Source organism: Methylophaga sp. F7, assembly GCF_056863975.1.
The window spans coordinates 2,247,949-2,266,593 of the sequence record NZ_CM166511.1 but is presented as its reverse complement, the minus strand read 5'-3'; the positions used below and the strand labels follow the sequence as shown (position 1 = coordinate 2,266,593).

18 protein-coding genes are annotated in these 18,645 nt (G+C 45.1%); 13 read left to right on the top strand and 5 right to left on the bottom strand.

Annotated elements, in window-relative coordinates; genetic code table 11:
• The first annotated feature begins 92 nt into the window (after positions 1 to 92).
• The 3 genes from htpG to AC08OG_RS11325 all read left to right on the top strand — a co-directional run bounded on the left by htpG (position 93) and on the right by AC08OG_RS11325 (position 4,661).
• Positions 93 to 2,000, top strand: a complete 1,908-nt coding sequence (gene htpG, locus AC08OG_RS11335; protein WP_482930550.1) for a molecular chaperone HtpG — start codon at positions 93 to 95, stop codon at positions 1,998 to 2,000.
• Positions 2,001 to 2,480: 480 nt separating this feature from the next.
• Complete coding sequence (gene hslO / locus AC08OG_RS11330) at positions 2,481 to 3,377, top strand: Hsp33 family molecular chaperone HslO (RefSeq protein ID WP_292399875.1); 897 nt, start codon at positions 2,481 to 2,483, stop codon at positions 3,375 to 3,377.
• A gap of 12 nt (positions 3,378 to 3,389) precedes the next feature.
• Positions 3,390 to 4,661 carry an NAD(P)/FAD-dependent oxidoreductase gene (locus AC08OG_RS11325; protein ID WP_482929555.1) on the top strand — a complete coding sequence of 424 codons (1,272 nt, stop codon included), beginning with the start codon at positions 3,390 to 3,392 and terminating at the stop codon, positions 4,659 to 4,661.
• A gap of 25 nt (positions 4,662 to 4,686) precedes the next feature.
• Here AC08OG_RS11325 and AC08OG_RS11320 read toward each other — a convergent pair whose 3' ends face one another.
• Positions 4,687 to 5,586, bottom strand: a complete 900-nt coding sequence (locus tag AC08OG_RS11320) for a mechanosensitive ion channel family protein (protein WP_292399869.1) — start codon at positions 5,584 to 5,586, stop codon at positions 4,687 to 4,689.
• 207 nt (positions 5,587 to 5,793) lie between these two features.
• On the opposite strand from AC08OG_RS11320, the gene AC08OG_RS11315 reads away from it, so the two are divergent.
• Positions 5,794 to 6,198 carry a phosphate-starvation-inducible PsiE family protein gene (locus AC08OG_RS11315; RefSeq protein WP_292353860.1) on the top strand — a complete coding sequence of 135 codons (405 nt, stop codon included), beginning with the start codon at positions 5,794 to 5,796 and terminating at the stop codon, positions 6,196 to 6,198.
• Positions 6,199 to 6,212: 14 nt separating this feature from the next.
• Here AC08OG_RS11315 and AC08OG_RS11310 read toward each other — a convergent pair whose 3' ends face one another.
• The 3 genes from AC08OG_RS11310 to AC08OG_RS11300 are packed head-to-tail and all read right to left on the bottom strand — an operon-like array spanning position 6,213 to position 8,550.
• Positions 6,213 to 6,548: a DUF3325 domain-containing protein gene (locus tag AC08OG_RS11310; RefSeq protein ID WP_292353862.1), complete on the bottom strand. Its 336-nt coding sequence runs from the start codon at positions 6,546 to 6,548 to the stop codon at positions 6,213 to 6,215.
• A complete protein-coding gene (locus tag AC08OG_RS11305; protein WP_482929554.1) occupies positions 6,541 to 8,241 on the bottom strand; it encodes a PepSY-associated TM helix domain-containing protein in 1,701 nt (566 codons plus the stop codon). The genes AC08OG_RS11310 and AC08OG_RS11305 overlap by 8 nt, the downstream gene beginning before the upstream one ends.
• 3 nt (positions 8,242 to 8,244) lie before the next feature.
• Positions 8,245 to 8,550, bottom strand: a complete 306-nt coding sequence (locus AC08OG_RS11300) for an iron uptake protein (protein WP_292353866.1) — start codon at positions 8,548 to 8,550, stop codon at positions 8,245 to 8,247.
• A 266-nt stretch (positions 8,551 to 8,816) separates the two neighbouring features.
• On the opposite strand from AC08OG_RS11300, the gene AC08OG_RS11295 reads away from it, so the two are divergent.
• The 6 genes from AC08OG_RS11295 (at position 8,817) to AC08OG_RS11270 (ending at position 13,410) form a co-directional block, all read left to right on the top strand.
• On the top strand, positions 8,817 to 9,749 hold the full coding sequence (locus AC08OG_RS11295) for an aldo/keto reductase (protein WP_482929553.1): 933 nt from the start codon (positions 8,817 to 8,819) through the stop codon (positions 9,747 to 9,749).
• A complete protein-coding gene (locus AC08OG_RS11290; protein WP_482929552.1) occupies positions 9,746 to 10,417 on the top strand; it encodes a DUF6064 family protein in 672 nt (223 codons plus the stop codon). Before AC08OG_RS11295 ends, AC08OG_RS11290 begins: the two co-directional genes overlap by 4 nt.
• 16 nt (positions 10,418 to 10,433) lie before the next feature.
• Entirely contained in the window at positions 10,434 to 10,904 is a 471-nt protein-coding gene (locus tag AC08OG_RS11285; protein WP_482929551.1) for a GNAT family N-acetyltransferase, read from the top strand.
• Positions 10,905 to 11,313: 409 nt separating this feature from the next.
• The gene (locus tag AC08OG_RS11280) at positions 11,314 to 12,495 is read left to right on the top strand and encodes a hypothetical protein (protein ID WP_482929550.1); all 1,182 of its coding nucleotides are present in this window, start codon (positions 11,314 to 11,316) and stop codon (positions 12,493 to 12,495) included.
• Positions 12,486 to 13,190: an EamA family transporter gene (locus AC08OG_RS11275; RefSeq protein WP_482929549.1), complete on the top strand. Its 705-nt coding sequence runs from the start codon at positions 12,486 to 12,488 to the stop codon at positions 13,188 to 13,190. Before AC08OG_RS11280 ends, AC08OG_RS11275 begins: the two co-directional genes overlap by 10 nt.
• Positions 13,174 to 13,410, top strand: a complete 237-nt coding sequence (locus tag AC08OG_RS11270; protein WP_482930549.1) for a hypothetical protein — start codon at positions 13,174 to 13,176, stop codon at positions 13,408 to 13,410. Before AC08OG_RS11275 ends, AC08OG_RS11270 begins: the two co-directional genes overlap by 17 nt.
• Before the next feature lie 163 nt (positions 13,411 to 13,573).
• Here AC08OG_RS11270 and AC08OG_RS11265 read toward each other — a convergent pair whose 3' ends face one another.
• Positions 13,574 to 14,521, bottom strand: coding sequence for a PRC-barrel domain-containing protein (locus AC08OG_RS11265; protein ID WP_482929548.1), 948 nt, complete (start codon positions 14,519 to 14,521; stop codon positions 13,574 to 13,576).
• A 352-nt stretch (positions 14,522 to 14,873) separates the two neighbouring features.
• Here AC08OG_RS11265 and trhA point away from each other — a divergent pair, with 352 nt between their 5' ends.
• From trhA to AC08OG_RS11250, 3 genes are all read left to right on the top strand, one after another.
• A complete protein-coding gene (gene trhA, locus AC08OG_RS11260) occupies positions 14,874 to 15,530 on the top strand; it encodes a PAQR family membrane homeostasis protein TrhA (RefSeq protein ID WP_292399851.1) in 657 nt (218 codons plus the stop codon).
• Between the two features lie 225 nt (positions 15,531 to 15,755).
• Positions 15,756 to 17,486 carry a DUF4153 domain-containing protein gene (locus tag AC08OG_RS11255; protein WP_482929547.1) on the top strand — a complete coding sequence of 577 codons (1,731 nt, stop codon included), beginning with the start codon at positions 15,756 to 15,758 and terminating at the stop codon, positions 17,484 to 17,486.
• A gap of 255 nt (positions 17,487 to 17,741) precedes the next feature.
• Positions 17,742 to 18,644: a lipid kinase gene (locus AC08OG_RS11250; RefSeq protein WP_482929546.1), complete on the top strand. Its 903-nt coding sequence runs from the start codon at positions 17,742 to 17,744 to the stop codon at positions 18,642 to 18,644.
• Position 18,645 lies beyond the last annotated feature (1 nt).

Below are 18,645 nucleotides of genomic sequence, written 5' to 3'. Positions count from 1 at the left end.
TAGCCTTTTATAGTGATGCACTCTTGATATCTAATATGAACAACCCCATCTGTGAGCTATCGTTAAAACAGCCAGACGGAGGCAACACAGAAATGGGCGTTGATGCACATAAGGAAACAATGGGTTTCCAGACAGAAGTCAAACAACTTCTCAACCTGATGATTAACTCGCTTTACAGCAACAAAGAGATCTTTCTGCGTGAGCTGATTTCCAACGCAGCAGATGCTGCCGACAAATTGCGTTTTGAAGCGTTATCCGATGATGCGTTATACGAAGAAGATGGCGATCTGAAAATCCGTGTCGATTTTGACAAAGAAGCCCGCACCATCACCATCACTGATAACGGTATTGGTATGACCCGTGAAGAAGTCATCAATAATATCGGCACCATTGCTCGTAGTGGTACCAAAGCATTTTTTGGTCAGTTAACCGGTGATCAGGCGAAAGACTCACAACTCATCGGCCAGTTTGGTGTGGGGTTCTACTCTGCCTTTATCGTGGCGGATAAAGTCACCCTGAAAACTCGTCGTGCTGGCACGACCAAAGAACACGGTGTGTTATGGGAATCGGCTGGTGAAGGTGAGTTCAACATTGAAACCATCGAAAAAGCCACTCGTGGTACCGAAGTTACACTGCATTTACGTGAAGATGAAGATGAATTTCTCAATGGCTGGCGTCTGCGTAATGTGATCCGTAAATATTCTGATCACATCAATCTGCCCATCATCATGCAAAAAGAGCCAGTGCCGGACGAAGAAGGCAAGATCGATGAAAGCATTATCGAAGATGAAACCGTCAATAAAGCCACAGCCTTATGGACTTTATCCAAAAACGACATCACTGATGAGCAATACAAAGAGTTCTACAAGCAGATTGCCCACGACTTTCAGGATCCATTGAGCTGGAGCCATAACAAGGTCGAAGGGAATACCGAATACACTTCACTGCTGTATATCCCATCCAAAGCACCGTTTGATCTGTGGGATCGCGACCGCATGCATGGCATCAAGCTGTATGTGAAACGCGTATTTATCATGGAAGACAGCGAACAGCTGATGCCTCGTTATCTGCGCTTTATCCGTGGTGTGATTGATACCAACGATCTGCCATTGAATGTGTCGCGTGAAATCCTGCAAAGCAGCAAAGTCATTGATACCATCCGTGCTGCTTCAGTGAAGAAAATTCTCTCTGAACTGAACAAAATGGCCAATAACGAACCTGAACAATATGCTGAATTCTGGAAAGAATTCGGTCAGGTGATCAAAGAAGGTCCGGGCGAAGACTTTGCCAACAAAGAAGCCTTGGCCAAATTGCTACGCTTTGCCAGCACCGAAACCGGTAATGCTGATCAAACCGTTTCACTAGAAGACTATGTCAGCCGGATGAAAGACAAGCAGGACAAAATCTTTTATATCACTGCCGAAAGCTATGCCGCTGCGAAAAACAGCCCGCATCTGGAAGTATTCCGTAAGAAAGGCATTGAAGTCCTGTTGCTCACCGACCGTGTCGATGAATGGCTGGTCAATTCTCTGACGGACTTTGACGGCAAACACCTGCAATCCGTTGCCAAAGGCGATCTGGATCTGGGTGAGCTTGAAGATGAAGAAGAGAAAAAAGCGCACGAAGAAGTAGAGAAAAACTTCGAAGATCTGGTTGAACGGGTCAAGAAAACGCTGGATGAAAAGGTCAAGGATGTTCGCATCACCCATCGTCTGACCGATTCACCAGCCTGTCTGGTAGCCGATCATTACGATATGAGCGGTAATCTGGAACGCATGCTCAAAGCTGCAGGCCAACAGGTTTCAGCCAGCAAACCAATTCTGGAACTCAATCCTGAGCATCCAATGGTCGCCAAGCTGAAAGATGAACAGAACGATGAACAGTTCAGTGACTGGACATCCATTATCTTCGATCAGGCTTTATTGGCTGAAGGCGGACAGCTGGAAGATCCGGCTAGCTTCGTCAAAAAACTGAACGCAATGTTATTACAACGCGCTTAAACTGAAATCAGCCCATTACTCCATTTTCTCGGGGTAATGGGCTTTTTCATTTTCCCGGAATGCTTAAACTTAGAGCCTAATCTGCGGATCAACACAACATTTGCTCATGGTAGGTTGGGTTGAGGCATGAAACCCAACAATCCACTTTGTTTTAATCATACTTGCCAAAACCCTGCGACCGAATCACAATCTAATTCCTCGAAAAAATCACCACAGCCATCGCGAGGGACAACGCTGATGAATATCAAACGCTGATGAATATCACTAAAAAAAGCTTGATTCAGCTGTGCAAGAATATTCAGTCGCATTTGCCAGCCGCGCTGAGGGAGTTTTTAGCCGCCCGAAGCCGCTGATAGTTTATGGCTTGATCTTCGCAGGGTTAAACCCCACTTGTAATCAGATACGTTAAAATGTCGCTATCATTCGGCAGCTTCATTTGCCATATAACCACCCGCTATAGATGCAGTGTGAGGATTTATCATGCAAGACGACGCCATTCAGGCAGATCATTTACAACGTTTCATCTTTGATAATGCCGCCATCCGTGGTGAATGGGTGCAACTTAAACAAACCTGGCAAACGGTTAAAGTTCAACGGGAATATCCACCTGCAGTCGCTGGTCTGTTGGGAGAAATGCTGGCAGCCGCAGCATTGTTGGCTGAAACAGTCAAAATGTCCGGACGACTGGTATTGCAATGCCGTTCCGATGGGCCGGTATCGTTATTAATGGTTGAATGCACCAGTGATCACACTCTCCGTGGATTAGCGAACTGGGAAGGCGAAATTGCTGATGATGCCACGATGCAGCAAATGCTCGGCGACGGTAATCTGGCTATTACCATTGAAAATGTTGAAGCCAAACAACCTTATCAGGGCATTGTCAGCGTTCAGGGTGAATCAATTGCCGAGATGCTGGAAATGTATTTTGCCCAATCTGAACAATTGAAAACCCGTATCTGGTTATCTACTGATGAACAGACTGCTGGTGGTTTGATGCTGCAACAATTACCTGATCAGGATCCGGAACAGCATGACGAAAACTGGACGAGAATTAATTTTCTAGCCGATACCGTGACCTATGAAGAACTGCTGAACCTTGATGCAGTCTCTTTGTTATATCGATTATTTAACGAAGAAATGGTAAGACTATTGAGCACAACCGTATTGGAATTTGCCTGTACCTGTTCGCGCCAGCGAGTGGCTGATACTATCAAGTTACTGGGGCGGCAGGAAGCAGAAGACATTATTGCCGAACGAGGCTTTGTTGAGCTGGCCTGTGAGTTTTGCAATACCCATTATCAGTTTGATCCAGTGGATGTGGCAGGCTTATTCAGTGACCCGCTTAACATTCAGAATGACTCGGATACGCTGCATTAATTCAGGATAGATATGGCACATATTGTCATTATCGGAGCAAGTACTGGCGGGTTACCCGCTGCTTATGAATGCCGTGCTGCTCTTGATAAAAAACACCATATCAGCGTCGTTTCCAATACGCCAATATTTCACTTTGTACCCAGCAATCCCTGGGTCGCCGTGGGATGGCGCAAACGTGAAGATATCAGCTTTAAACTGGCCTCAGTTTTATCCAGTAAAAACATCGATTTTTATGATTCCGGTGTGGCCAAAATCAAACCGGCTACCAATCAGGTTTTGTTGGGTGATAACACCATTCTTAATTACGATTTTCTGATTGTGGCAACCGGAGCCAAGCTGGCATTTGATGAGATCGAAGGCTTTGGTCCACATGCCCATACCCATTCCATCTGTACCGTGGATCATGCTGAAGACAGCTACCAGGCCTGGCGTGAATTTCTGAAAAATCCAGGTCCGATTGTGGTGGGTGCTGTTCAGGGTGCTTCCTGTTTCGGTCCTGCCTATGAATTTGCTTTGATTATGAATCGGGCTTTACGTAAGGCTAAAGTCCGTGATCGGGTGCCAATGACCTTTGTCACTCCCGAACCCTATATCGGTCATATGGGATTAGGCGGTGTAGGTGATTCAAAAGGGCTATTCGAGTCCGAGTTTCGCAAAAACGATATTAAATGGATCACCAATGCCCGTGTTAAATCCATCGCAAACGGCAAAATGCTGGTCGAGCAGGTGGACGATAACGCTGAGACTTTCAAAACGCATCAACTTGCATTTGATTACAGTATGTTGATTCCCGCGTTTAAAGGGGTTGATTGTGTCGCCAATTTGAATGAAGAACTGGTTAACCCCCGAGGCTTTCTTAAAGTCGATGAATTCCAGCGTAACCCTGTTTATCCCAATATCTATGGTGTCGGTGTCTGCGTTGCGATTCCTCCAGTTGAAGCAACGCCTTTACCCGTTGGCGTGCCGAAAACCGGTTATATGATTGAAAGCATGGCCAAAGCAGCTGTGGCTAATATTCAAGCTGCTATAGAAAATCGCCCGATTCAAACCCGAGCCAGTTTGAATGCGGTTTGTCTGGCAGATATGGGACATACCGGTGCTGCATTTGTGGCTTTACCACAAATTCCGCCACGCAATCTGGCTTGGATGAAAAAAGGCCGCTGGGTACAACTGGCCAAAATCGCATTTGAAAAGTACTTCCTGTTCCGGATGAAACGCGGCCTGCCAGAATCTTTTTATGAGCGCTGTCTGCTGCGTTGTTTTGGCATCAGTAAAACCAAGTAACGCTGAAATAAAGCCCAGCAACAGTTTATTGTTCAATCGATACGGCCAGTTTTCCTGAGCGAATATGTAAATCACGTTGCGGGAATGGAATTTCGATGTCTTTTGCCCGAAGCTGGGTTTCGATTTCCCATAAAAACAATGCTTTGGTACGAGCCGGTCGACTCATTAATTCATTACCAACCCAAATCACTAATTCAAAATTCAGACTGCTATCCCCAAACTCGGTTAACCATACCTCAGCAAGTTTGCCCGGATCACCCGTTATCGCTCCCGGTACATGAGAGGCTGCCTCAAGTGCGGCTTCCCGAACCAGATCTTTATCCACACCATAAGCCACACCAAATGGAACATGGATTCGGCGCAGTTTCTCGCTAAAACTCCAGTTGGTGACCTGTCCGTTAATAAACTCTGAATTTGGCACCAGAATATCGATATTATCGCGCGTGGTAATACGGGTATAACGAAGGCCAATTTCCTGAACTATCCCGGTAGTGGAGTTGGATATTTCAATAAAGTCACCGACTTTCAGCGACTTTTCCAGGATCAAAATAATGCCGGAAATAAAGTTACTGACAATATTCTGCAGACCGAAACCAATGCCGACACCTATTGCCCCACCGATAAAAGCCAGACCGGTAAGATTAAAGCCTATATAAGACAAGCCAACTAATGTGGCACTGATCCAGATGAAGTAACGAAACAGCCGACTGATAAGATAAAAGGTAGAGTCATCGATATGCCGATAGGACTTTCCCAGCGTCATGCGTTGCAGGATTTTCTCGACTTTGGCTGATGCCCACCAGGCAACAAAGACAATCAATACAAATCCAAGCATATTCGAAATGGTGATACCGGAATCCGATCCCATTATGGGCGTTGTCATCCAACGAATAAAAATATCCCAGTAATAATCAAATTCATTCATAAAGCAATTTCTCAAGTGATGTAGATTTCATTCTGTTTCAATCACTTTCGTATGTCGAGGCCAATGATTTCAGTTAGCTTTCCACAATGGTGAATTTTGACCCACAGTCCAGACACATTCGAAATTTTCGGAATAGCAGACAATAAGCTTTACAAATTTGGCTGCTAGGCTACTATCCGCTCTGAAAAATTTATTGAGATAGTCTACATGTCAGAAAAAATTAAAACGGTAGTGAATCAAGGATTGGCAATTGCCCAGGATATCGGGCTGATCATTGTGGCTATCGCCACCCTGGTCGCTGTGGGAATTGAAATCAATTTCATGGTTGAAAACGGTACAGTACTGCTGACAGATTTATTGTTGTTGTTTATCTATCTGGAAGTGTTGACCATGGTCGCGGTCTATTACAAATCAGGTGAGTTACCTATCAAGTTTCCGTTATACATCGCGATTGTCGCGCTGGCACGGTACCTGATTCTGGATATGAAAAACATTGATACCTGGCGGATTCTTGGGATAACCGTGGCAATTCTCTTGTTAGGCTTATCCATCATTGTGATTCATTACTGCAAAACAAATCTGTTTGAGAAAGACGCCAGAGATGAGAACTAACATTCACTACGTCTTTAGTTAAGTTCACTACGATTAAATAGCCAGAGTATCGGCTTAAGCCAATGCTGACGCCAGGTAAGGATGGTCGCAATGCCTTTTGCCGCTAAACTTAATAACATTACCCAGACTAAAACGGCCATCGTAGGATGATCGGCAGCAAGACACAAAAGCAATGCCACCACCAAACTGGAATAACCCAAAATACGCAGGCTAAGTTGTTCGGAACGTGAGGGGAGACTGGTTTCGATACCGGTAACCTGCCGCCAATGATTTGGCAGGCTGAGTGAAAGCGAGGCCATGCCCAACATAGTGGCAAAAATAGCAGCTATCCAACAAACGATCTCAACCACGGCTAGCCTCCAGGTTTTGTGCAGAAAATTCAATGGCCTTATGCACAGCAACATTTTCACGCCTTTTCAGAAATCTGGCTGCATAAATCGCAATCGCACTGCTGACCAGCAAGCTTAAATCCACCCCAGCTACCGGCCAATAATGAAATGCAGTTTTCAACAGATGGTCGCCAGTGGTAATCCAGTTAAGAATCACCGCAGCAACGGCAAGCACAGCAAATAAAATGCTCTGTTCACGCCAGGCAGGTGAAATACGCATATGACGAACGGCAGAGCTGCGCCAGAAAGCATGCAGTAACATCACGCCCCAGCTTCCCCAGAACACCACCTGTTCCCAGTAACCTTTGCCAACCATTTCGGCTGGTAGTAACCGGTTAGCCACTAACATACTTACCGTGGCCACTAACATGCCAGTCACGGTCGTTACCGCTAAAGCATCAACCACCTGACTCCCAGAGCTACCCTGCAGCGTATGCTGGCGTTTACGTTTTTCAACGAAGAAGATAAAACCGGTAGCAATGCAGATGGCGCCAACCAGACCACCAAACACATACAGCCAACGCAGAAACCAATGTTCAAAATGCTGTAAATGCAAACCGGTTAGAAATTCTTCAGTTTCTGCAATAGCGGAGCGGGGAGGTTCTTCACGGATTAATTCGCCCGTAATGCCATTGAAATGCATGCCTTCACCAACCAGTGCCACCCGATCACTGCCAGCTCGATAAATGCTCACATAACTGTTGGCATCATCCACATGATTAATCTGCAAAAAGCCTACTTCACCTGGCATATCCTTTTCAACCCAACGCTGTTTAGCCTTGGCAACCATCGCATCAATGGAAGCCATCTCTGTGGGAACGCCGGCACGATCATGCGGCAGACCGGTTTCATTGGCCTCAACCATTTCGTGATATTTATGTAACGGTTCGAGCTGGGTATGTGTTACCGGAAAGAAGAAGAAACTGGCAAAAATCAGCAAACCGGTAAAGGTGAAGAAGAAATGAAACGGCAACGCCACCATGCCGGTAAGGTTATGTAAATCCAGTACGCTGCGTTGGGTTTGTTTGGTGGGGCGGAAAGTGAAGAACTCACGAAAACGTTTACGGTGAATAATGACGCCACTAACCAGTGCCGCCATCATAATAAATGCGGCGATACCGACGATATAAATCCCAATTCGATTCCAGTTCCAGTTCAGGCTGAAATGCATTGGATAGAAAAATTTACTACCTATTTTTAACTGATCATCAGGCAGGGCTTTACCGGTACGTGGATCAATGGTGATATTGCCATGAATATGATTGTGGCCTTCCGGATCCAAAGGTTGTGGCACCCGAAAACCAACACCCATAATTAATACCGGATCACGATGCGTGGTGTAGGCCCAGAACTCATCAGCAGGTAATTCGGTGCGAGGCGTCATTGGCCCCTGACTTGTATCATGCAACAGGGGCATGTTGGTGTTGTAGTCTTCTTCATTGGGTTCAACCGAACGCAGAATGGGCAACAACATCTCATCAAATGATGGCATTACCTGTGGTTCAAATCGGGTTTCCGGAATCGACCAGCGATCAATCTCGCGATCAAAAACCGACAGGCTTCCAAAAAAGAAGACCACCATCAGAATAAAGCCTAAGGTCAGGCCAAACCACGTATGCAGCCAAGCCATTGCCTGTCGAAAGCTACTGAACATGGATTAAATTCCTTGTAAAAATGACTGTTGCACAACACTGGCCAGTAGGGTCATAGCCACACCACCGCCAAACAGGATTAGCCACAACCAGATTAATTTATCGGTGGCCATGCCCCACAAAAACAAACTCAAATAGACCAGCAAACCCAGCATCAGCATGCCCATCTCAGCATCATGAAACTCCACACCAAGTGGAATTAACGCCGCGATAACGATGGCAATCAAACCCCAGGTGAACAGGTAGCCACCTACAAGACTGGCAAAAATCCGACTGGCAATTGGCCAGGCAGGAGATGAAAAATTTGGCATGAAAACGGACCTGTTTGAAAAACGAAAAAGCATAACCAAGAGTAAGCAAAACCAATGCTCGTAAACGCTAATGCTAAATGATAATAATTAACATTCACATTGTATAGCGTATAGGGGCGTATTTCAAAGTAGAAAATGCGTCTAAAAATGACAAACCCATTAAATTGTCAGTGAGGTATTTGTGCTGGTATGGTTTGATTAAATATTGAGCAGCAACCATTACATGCTGGCAAAGTGCTGAAATGAAATCACAAGGAGCGCTGACCATGACCAATCGCTTCACCCGCAGACAAAGTCTCAAGTTGATCGGTGCCGGTCTTGTCGTGACTATGCTGCCATCGATGCCGAGCTTTGCGGCAAGCAATGAACTGCTTCAGAAATCTTATTCTGGTAACAAAAAGCTACCGGTCATCGGTATGGGAACCTGGCGAACGTTCAATGTCGGCACCGATCCAAAGTTGCTTGATGCTCGAACCGAAGTGGTAAAAACATTTTTCGAGCTTGGTGGTGGCTTGATTGATTCCTCACCCATGTATGGTTCAGCCCCGGATGTCATGGGCTATGCATTGCAACAGTTGGGTATTCCAGACAGTCTTTTTTCAGCAGAAAAAGTCTGGAGTCCTGCGGGCGGTTCAGCGCGTGAGCAGGTTGCTGATCTGCAAGCACGTTGGACTGTTGAGCAATTTGATTTAGTGCAGATACACAACTTGACAGACTGGCGCGAGCATCTGGCAGCACTGCGGGAAATGAAAGCCGAAGGCAAAATCGGCCATATTGGTATTACCACCTCACACGGCCGTCGCCACCAGGAGTTCGAGCAGATCATGGCTAACGAGGATATCGACTTCATTCAGCTGACATACAATATTGCTCAGCGAGAAGCGGAAAACCGTCTGCTACCACTAGCAGAAGAAAAGGGTATTGCTGTTATCGCCAATCGACCCTTTGATGGCGGTAGTCTGATTAAAGGCATGAAACGTCGCGATGAACCACTGCCGGAATGGGCTGAGGCAGAATGCGGCTGCACGACCTGGGCAGATTTTCTGTTGAAATTTATCGTCAGTCATCCGGCGATTACCTGCGCCATTCCCGCGACCACAAAAGTCGAGCATCTGCGTGAAAATATGCATGCGGGTATGAGCCCTATGCCTTCTGCCAGCACCCGGCAAAAGATGGCAGATTATATCGAGTCGTTATGAACACTTGGTCCAGCTACACGTTGCAGGATTTTATTCCCTTTACTGCTGATATCTATTTCCGCCTTCTTGAACGCATGAGTGAAACCTTCTGGCCGTGGCATCTACTGACGCTGGCGTTAGGCGTTGCAGCAGTTTGGTTGGCACTTAAGAACCGCGCTCGGCTGGTCAGTGTTCTAATCGCATCTGTTTGGGGCTTTGTCGGCTTTGCCTTCTTTATTCAACGTTATGCTGAACTCAACTGGGCGGGAGCCTATATTGGTTACTGCTTTCTTGCTCAAGCAACCCTGTTGCTATTAATAGCACTGACTGGAGTTGGGCTTAACAGTAGACCCCGCAAAAGACCTGCTACGGTTATTGGTATAGTCATCGCCCTTGTTGGATTAATTGGTTTGCCGTTTATCGCACCTTACACTGGCGGATCCTGGTTCCAGGCGGAAGTGTTTGGTATCCATGCCGATCCAACTGCCATAACAACGCTGGGGTTGGTATTGATTATGTTCAGAGGTTGGGCCTTGTGGCTTATTGCTATTATTCCAGTACTCTGGTTGCTGGTCTCGGGCTTAACTTTATTGGTTCTAGACGCAACCGCGGCCATTGTTCTGTTTGCCTTATTGGCAATAGGACTAATCGGCCTGGTTTGGAAGAGTGTTGAGTACAGATCTGCTTAAACAGGAACAAAAAAATATGAAGCTCGAGTTTAAATGGTCTCGATTGGAGTTTTTTGCCGCGCTTGAGCTTTACCAGATCATCATGGCTCGCGAATCCGTTTTTGTTGTCGAACAACACTGTCCCTATCAGGAAACAGATGAGTTGGATCTTTATGCATGGCATCTATCTGCTTTGGTAAATGGTGAACTGGCAGCCTATGCCAGAGTGGTTGATCCGGGGATTAATAACAGCCAGCCTTCGATTGGCCGGGTAATGACCCTAAAAAAATTCAGGGGACAAAAGATTGGCCGTGCTCTGATGGAGGAAGCCATAAATTTCACTGAGCGAAAATATCCAGGCAATGACATCAAAATCTCAGCACAGGTTTATCTGCAAAAATTCTATGAGTCGCTTGGATTTCACTCTTCCGGGGAGCCTTATGATGAAGATGGCATACCGCATATTGAGATGATTAAGTCGAGCCAGACACTTTTCGTAAAGTCATAGACAGGAGTAAAGTCAGCCGTCTGGCCAGAAGGAAGTTTTATATCTTTATGTAGGGATCTGTCAGTGGCTGATCCTTGAAACCATGCCAAAGCAGATGTAACTCTGGTCAAGAAAGGTAGAGAACAACAAGTCTAAAATTTAGGATGTAACTGGTTTTCTTGAATTTAGACAAGCAAATAAAATGGGCTAATGCTCTTTTATAGATCTGTCGCAAAATATGGACAGATTTATCTTTGGAGATTTTTCAACTCGCCAAATGCTTTGAATATTTTCATGGATTCTCTATGGCTTTGATTTTGCCTGTCTGGTGGTGGGAGTCGCTCAGCCCTAAACCCTAATATTACTAGTAAAGAGTTTGGTAGTATCAGGTTTGTGTATTTTCCGCAAACACAGAACAGGAGGTTTGATAATGTCGGACGATGATTACCTGGCCTGGTACTACTTTAACGAAAATCGTTGGCATGGGCCCGTAAGTATTAACAAACTCAAATCATTATATTTTGGAAAAGAAATATTTGAGTCAACCAAGGTGGTTAAGCACTCTGATATCACTGATTTATCCAAGGATAAGGTAAAAGAAAGTGATTCGTTAGTCAGAGACCTTGAGCAATGTGAATTCTATCAGGACACAATTGCCAAATTGAATCTGCTTTACAATGAGGATGTTGCGGTCAGAGACTGGTCATCCAATAGTGCCATAGTCCCCATTCTGGGGTATGCCGTACTGGTTTTCTTTCTGATGTACGTTGTAATTACCACGCTGCCGGAGAGTTTCCTACATTTCGAACTGTCTGCCTCAAGAATTGTTTATTTACTGTCTTTGAGTGTGTACATTGGATTTTGGTTAGCTTATTTCTCATCCAGCAAAAAACTGAGATTCCTCAATGTCGCCACGCTCAGAAGAATACTGACGGCCTCCAGCCTGCAGTGGAAAGGCGAAGAGGGGAATGCAGGCGTTGTGGATGATCCCTTTTCTGTTAAGCACCAGCTTGAAGAATCCTATCGCGAGAAGGCGCGTGCTGCGATGACGGTAATCGCTATTATGATTGCTGGCAGTCTGATTCTTCTTGTACAGACTAACCAGTACCTGGTATCAAGAGCGGACTTCCTGACTTTACCTTTCATTTGGGAAAGCACCTTTTTGGCCTTGTCGGCCTTGTCATCATTTATCGCTTTCATTTCCTTTTTGTTATCAGTGGATGCACTGGACTCTATGTTCAACCGTTACCTGACAGATAGAATCGAACTGAAAATGGTTAGAAAATTCTATAGGTTCACTCTGAACCCTAAGTATATGGGGCTCATATTTCTAATATTAGGTATTACCTCTTTTGCAGCAATACATAATGGGTTGATTGCTTCTATTATGCTGTGGATTACTATGTCGATCGGCTATTATCACTGGTTCCCCTACCATGCCACTCTGAATGATCTTTCCTCAGAAGATTACGCTGAAAATAACCACGGCCTGGGAATGAGAATTCTGTATTCGGGTTTTGCCAGAGAGAGACTCAGGCTAATTATTAGAATTCCATTTTTTGGGGTGTTAACACCCTGCTTAATTTATGCGTACCTGGTTCTATGGAACTAACAGATATTTTTTCAAATTGGCCTAGTTATACTTTGCCCGTTATGAGCGCAGTTTTGTGGGCGTTGTCCGCACCAATTGTTAATCTAGGTTTAGATAAAATTCCCCCAAGACTAGGCAGTCATGGCGTTCTGTTGGGCTTGTTTGTTGCCTTGAGTTCCGCTGCGTTGTGCCTTGCCATTTGGGCTTGGCTGAGCGGCGCAGTGATAAATTTAAATTGGCGTCTGGCAGCAGCTGGGGTGTTCACTTTTCCCGTGGCCACTGGCATGTACTACATTACGGCGGTTGCTTTTAAAGGCCAAGCTGAGGTAGCAGCCCAATTCGCAAAACTCAAACCACTGATCTCGATTATCTTTGCAGCGGTCTTTGTAGGTGAGGCGCTGAACGCCGAGATGGTGTTTCCGATTGTGCTGATAGCTGCGGGTATAAGCATTTTTATTGTCACCGCAATACGCGGAAAAATTACCATGCAGGCGGTGTTTTTGGGAGCACTTACCGCGATGGCCTGGTCTGTAGGTGAAACCTTCATGATTCTGGGCCTGACCGGCGGTTCTCCTCTGACTGATAATTTCGTATCTTTAGTGTTTGGTGCCTTAGCTATAGTGCCGGTTATGCTGGTTTTTAGTAAAAAGTTGTATATTGAAAGACACTCCCTGGGGGGGATGGCTGTTGCCTTTTGCAGTGCATGGCATCATTAGTTTCTGTTTAGCTTATGCGTTATTTTTCGCGGCGCTGGAGTCGGTAGGAATGTTAAAGACAGTAGTTATTAATGCCTTTTGGCCAGTGCTGGCACTGCTTTTTACCTATGTTATTAATCGGGTCCGAAGAGTGAAATACAAGGTTCCCTACTATGCATGGTTAGCCGGAATTCTGCTTTGCAGTGGTAGCGCCGTGCAAATATGGAACATGGCAACTTAAAAGGCATACCTGATTAATATGCTCGAACCTGATAGTTCAGATCGGCCAGCTTGATTCCAGGTATCATCATGGCCCAAAAAAAGCCCGATGAAACATGCGTTCCACCGGGCGAATTATGATCATCAGTTGGCTAAGAGGACAAAAAAGCCAATCAGATTATCAATTATTGACGTAATGCAGTGCTGATGGCTGCATCACCTTCCAGTTCAATATAGTCTTCTGAACCGTAATCATTCATCTCTTTAAGCTGAGACTGTGTTGCTTTAACGTGCAATTCATCATTTGTGCGAGTGAACTTTTCAAGCGGTATCAAAATGGTTTTGCCACCTACGCCGAGCAAACCACCAACTGTAACAACGGCATGAACGTTTTGGTTATCAGGGCTCATAACGATTTTTTCAATACCGCCGATATCTTCGCCATCACTGGTAATGACGTCCATGCCATTCAATTCATTGGCTGACATATCGTACAGTCCACCTCTGTTAGCTGGTGTGCCTGCACCGGTTGGGCCATGAGGTTGTTCATTCATTTCAACATCATTGTTTCTATCCATTTGGCCTTTCATCTCAACATCAGTGTCGGTTTCGATTTCTGTATTACCGATTTCTTCTTCCTCTTCTTCTTCCTCGGTTACATTACTTTGATGCTCGGATAATGGACGATCAGTGTTTGCTGGATCAGCTCTATTGCCTGCGCTAGGGCCTTCATCATCTAGAGTATGGTTAAATTCGGCCTCATCGGCATTTTGACCATCAGATGATTTTTGCTTCTGCTGATCAGCTTTATTGCCCGCACTGGGACCTTCAGCATCGATGGTTTGGTTAAACTCTTCTTCATTGGCATTTGGGCTGTCAGTAGATTGTTGCATCTCTTTATCAGCGCTATTACCTGCTCTGGGCACATCAGCATCAATGGTTTTATTAAACTCATCTTCGTGATTCGGCATTGCTGGATGCGTTGAAGATGAGTCATTCTGTTGCATCTCACCTTGTTTACTCGCATCAGATCCATCGATAGTTTTCGAGTAATCATCTGCTGCAATGGCCCCTGAGCTAAAAATCGCGGTAAGGGCGCTGGCTATTAATGTTTTACGAAAAATAGAATTCATAAAAAGTACTCCTATTCGTACTATGAGCATTTTAAATCTTCGATCCAATCCGGCGGATTGATATCAGACTTGCCATAGCGTGAAGACAGTATTGGCTACATTGAAAGCAGTGTCTGTGCGTTGTCGAACCAAGGGAAGTGAGTTGTAAAATGTAGATATGTCCCCAAAGATTGCCGCAAACAAAGCTTTGCTATACACCGATGATTTTGGACATGGCTCTTAGTCAGGAGTTAACTCAGTCTTTGTTGAAATGTGTGCCATAAGCGCATGAGCTTAGAGTAATTATTTTGGTCATGTTCACAGCTCATAATTTACAGAAAGTTGCTGATCAACATTCCCAGAGGAGGGTCGTATGCAAAAATCACATAGCAGATTCAAGCGGGAGCAATCTGGTGGGGAAGAGATTGCCAATGCGATCAGCCATGGATTCGGGCTTGTGGGTGCACTGATTGGTACGCCTTTTTTAATCACACAAGCTGTTCGTCAAGCTGATACGGCTTTTGTGGTCGGGGTCAGTATATTTTGCGCGACGATGATAATTCTTTACCTGGGTTCTTCGTTGTATCATGCATTGCCTGCGGGGAAGGCGAAGCAGCTTTTCCGGCGTATTGAACATTCTGCAATTTATCTGTTGATCGCTGGGACGTATACACCTTTCACCTTTGGTGTGTTGTATGGCGCATGGGGCTGGACACTCTTTGGCATTATCTGGGGGCTGGCAGCTATTGGTATTGTTCTTAAAATAGTTGAAAAACAACAACATCCGATCTTCTCTACCAGTCTTTATTTATTAATGGGATGGGTGATGTTGGTTGCTATCAAGCCTTTGCTGGAAAACTTACCCACTACTGGTTTTTTATGGTTAGTGGCAGGTGGTTTGTCTTATACCTTGGGGGTTGTGTTTTTTGCCACCGATTCAAAACTGAAATATGGTCACTTTATCTGGCATTTATTTGTTCTGGGGGGTACCACATGCCATTTTTTTGCCGTGTTGTGGTATGCCGCTTAGCTGAATAAATAGGGTTAATGTTGCAGTTATATACCTGGTTTAGGTGTTAGGGGCAGTTTACTCCCAAGTAAAGATGATTAACCCACCATTAGGCTTGTTTAACTTTTAGGGTGAGAGCAACTCAGCTATTTTTTCTCAATTTGACTATCGTATTCCAGAAAATTTGGATTCTGTCGTGTTAAAACTATTCACTAAACCAAAACGAAACTAAGGACGGCTTTACCCATGGAATTGAATCAACAGGATAAATCCACGCAATTACCATCAAAACTGATGATTCTGATATCACTATTGCAGGGGCTCGGTTTGCTGTACCTGCATCAAGCCATTGAACTTCATTACTGGCCACATGGACAGCCAGAGTGGTTATTCGCTTTCTATAGCGTGATGTTTATTTGGCCGATCATGCTTTTGCTTGGGCTGGATCAGAACAATGGACGTGCAATGGTCAAAGTTACCTTGCCATTCGCGCTGGTCAGCGGCCTGTTGGGGTACTACGTTGGCCATCAGGCCACACCCATCGAACACATTCGCTTCAGTGCATTGCTGTTCAGCTTTGTGCTGACGATGGCCATCGCTACTTTTAAAGCTTTGATGTATGGCCAACTTTGGGCGAGAGGCGAACGCATTACCTATAGCGCATTGTTTCTCTGGTCATGGCGTAATTTCCTGACTTTGTCATTGGCAGTGCTTTTTGCCGGAAGCTTCTGGCTGTTGCTTATGTTGTGGGCCGCGCTGTTTAAAGCTATCAATATCGATTTCTTCAGTGACCTGTTTGAGCAACGCTGGTTTTATTATCCTGCTATTGCGCTTGCCAATGGCTTCGGCATTATCATTTTTCGTAAACTCACATATATCATCGATACCATTACCCGTCTTCAGCAGGCGTTGATTAAATTTCTGCTTGTGCTGTTGTCGCTGGTCTCACTGCTATTTCTTGGTGCTTTACCCTTTACCGGTCTCGAACCATTGTGGGAAAGCGGGGGTAGCAGTCTTATTTTATGGATGCAGGCGTTGATTCTGTTTTTCGTCAATGCCGTGTATCAGGATGAGCCGGACAACTGGCCTTACTCGGTGTGGCTACACCGCTTTATTTATATCAGTATCGCGATACTGCCTGTTTACAGTCTGATCAGCTTCTATGGTTTGAGCTTGCGTATCGATCAATACGGTTGGAGTCTCAGTCGTTTTTGGGCTTACCTGATCTGGTTTTTACTGGCATTGTTCGCGATCGGCTACCTATGGGGTATTGCCAAATACCGGGATAGTTGGACACATCAGCTCAGCCGGACGAATGTTGCCATTGGTCTGGTCGTATTGGTTGTAATGCTATTGGTTAATTCTCCACTGCTGGATTTCAGAAAAATGGTGGTGGCTGATCAATTGCAACGGCTGGCTGAGAACAAAGTCACTGTTGAAGACTTCGACCTCAGCTATTTTCGTCGCCACTTGGCACGACCAGGCTATGAGGGATTGCAAACCCTCAAAGCACAATATGGCGAAACCCATCCAAGTCTGCTGGTCAGAATCAACGCTCTGTATGCCAACGGTAACAATGAGCGTCCCAGCTCTACCCGCGACGAGTTTATCGCTGCCATCACCCTGTTATCCGATAATCCACCTGAGACGTTGCTGACGACCATTTATCAACAGGAAACAAAAAATCACTGGAACATCCAGCAGACACAGCAATATTTTTTACAGGCACTGGATCTGGATAATGATGGCGACCAGGAATATCTTTGGATTGAAAAAAAACATGAACACACCGTAATAAAATTATTTTTCCAACAGGATGAGCAATGGAAATCCTCTTATCTTGGGAGCTTTCGAAAAGATAAGGATAACGTTGACCAGTTTTATCAGGCGTTATTAGCGGGTGAAATTAAGGTGGCACCATCACGCTGGAATGATGTGATTATTGGTGGCCAACGATTTAGGGCGGGACTGGAGTAGGGAAGAGGTGCCTTATCTCGCAAAAGGCCTTCTCGTGCCTTGATTGACGCTTTTTCAGCTCACAACAGAGGTGGATAAGTAAGATAAACACGCCATAGAATCATGAGACTGCAGCAAGATTTTGCGACCCCTTTTGGTACATGGAGTATCTTGATTAGGGTTAACGACCTGGTCGTATTAAGTACTTATAGTCCTCATGAAGCGTCTTTTCATTTTCTTGAATAATTAAAGCTATCTTAACAAGGGAATAAATACTTGCAGCACGCATTGTTAATTATTAATCCGCATAGCCGCAATGGGCAAGTTGAAGCCTTAGATGAAGCCGTGCAACTGCTTGAAGCCTCGGGCATCGAGGTAAACGTTTGTGAGTCTGAAAGCGAATCCCATTTGGTTTCGCTAATTGAAGAGTATGAACGTGAAGACGGCATCGTCATTATCGGCGGTGGCGATGGAACCATTAGTTCAGCTTTGCAGCCCTTACATAACTGTAAACGTACATTGGCAATTTTCCCTATGGGAACGGCCAATGATCTTGCACGATCACTTGGTGTTCCAGAAAATTTGTCAGAAGCGGCACAGGTCATCGTTGATGGAAGACGCGAACAGATCAGTTTAGCTAAGGTCAATAATGAACATTATTTCATCAATGTGGCGCACATTGGTTTAGGTGTTGATGTGACTCGTGAACTCACTTCAGATAGCAAAAAGTTCTTTGGTATTTTTGCCTATCTGGGCGCTTTTTTAAAAGCGATAAAGCGTAATAAAAGCTTTAAAGTACACATTAAAACGGATGACTGGCAGATCTCCACCCGGGTGATTCACCTGGCGGTAGGGAATGGTCGGTTTTATGGCGGAGGCAATATCGTTGATCAACGATCAACTTTGCTGGATGGACAGCTGAATTTGTTTTTTATCAAGCCGCAACGATGGTGGCAACTGTTGTTGCTTGGGCCGAGTTTACGAAATGGCGCTTTGGATACGACCGACCGCATCGTCCGTAAAGCATCTGAAAAATTCAGTATCCAGACCTCTAAACCAAAAGAATTGGAAGCCGATGGTGAATTTAAAACGACAACGCCTGTAGAATTTGAAGTCATCCCTAAAGCAATCGAAGCCATTGTTGGTGATATTCCAACATCAACCACAGGAAACGTTTGAT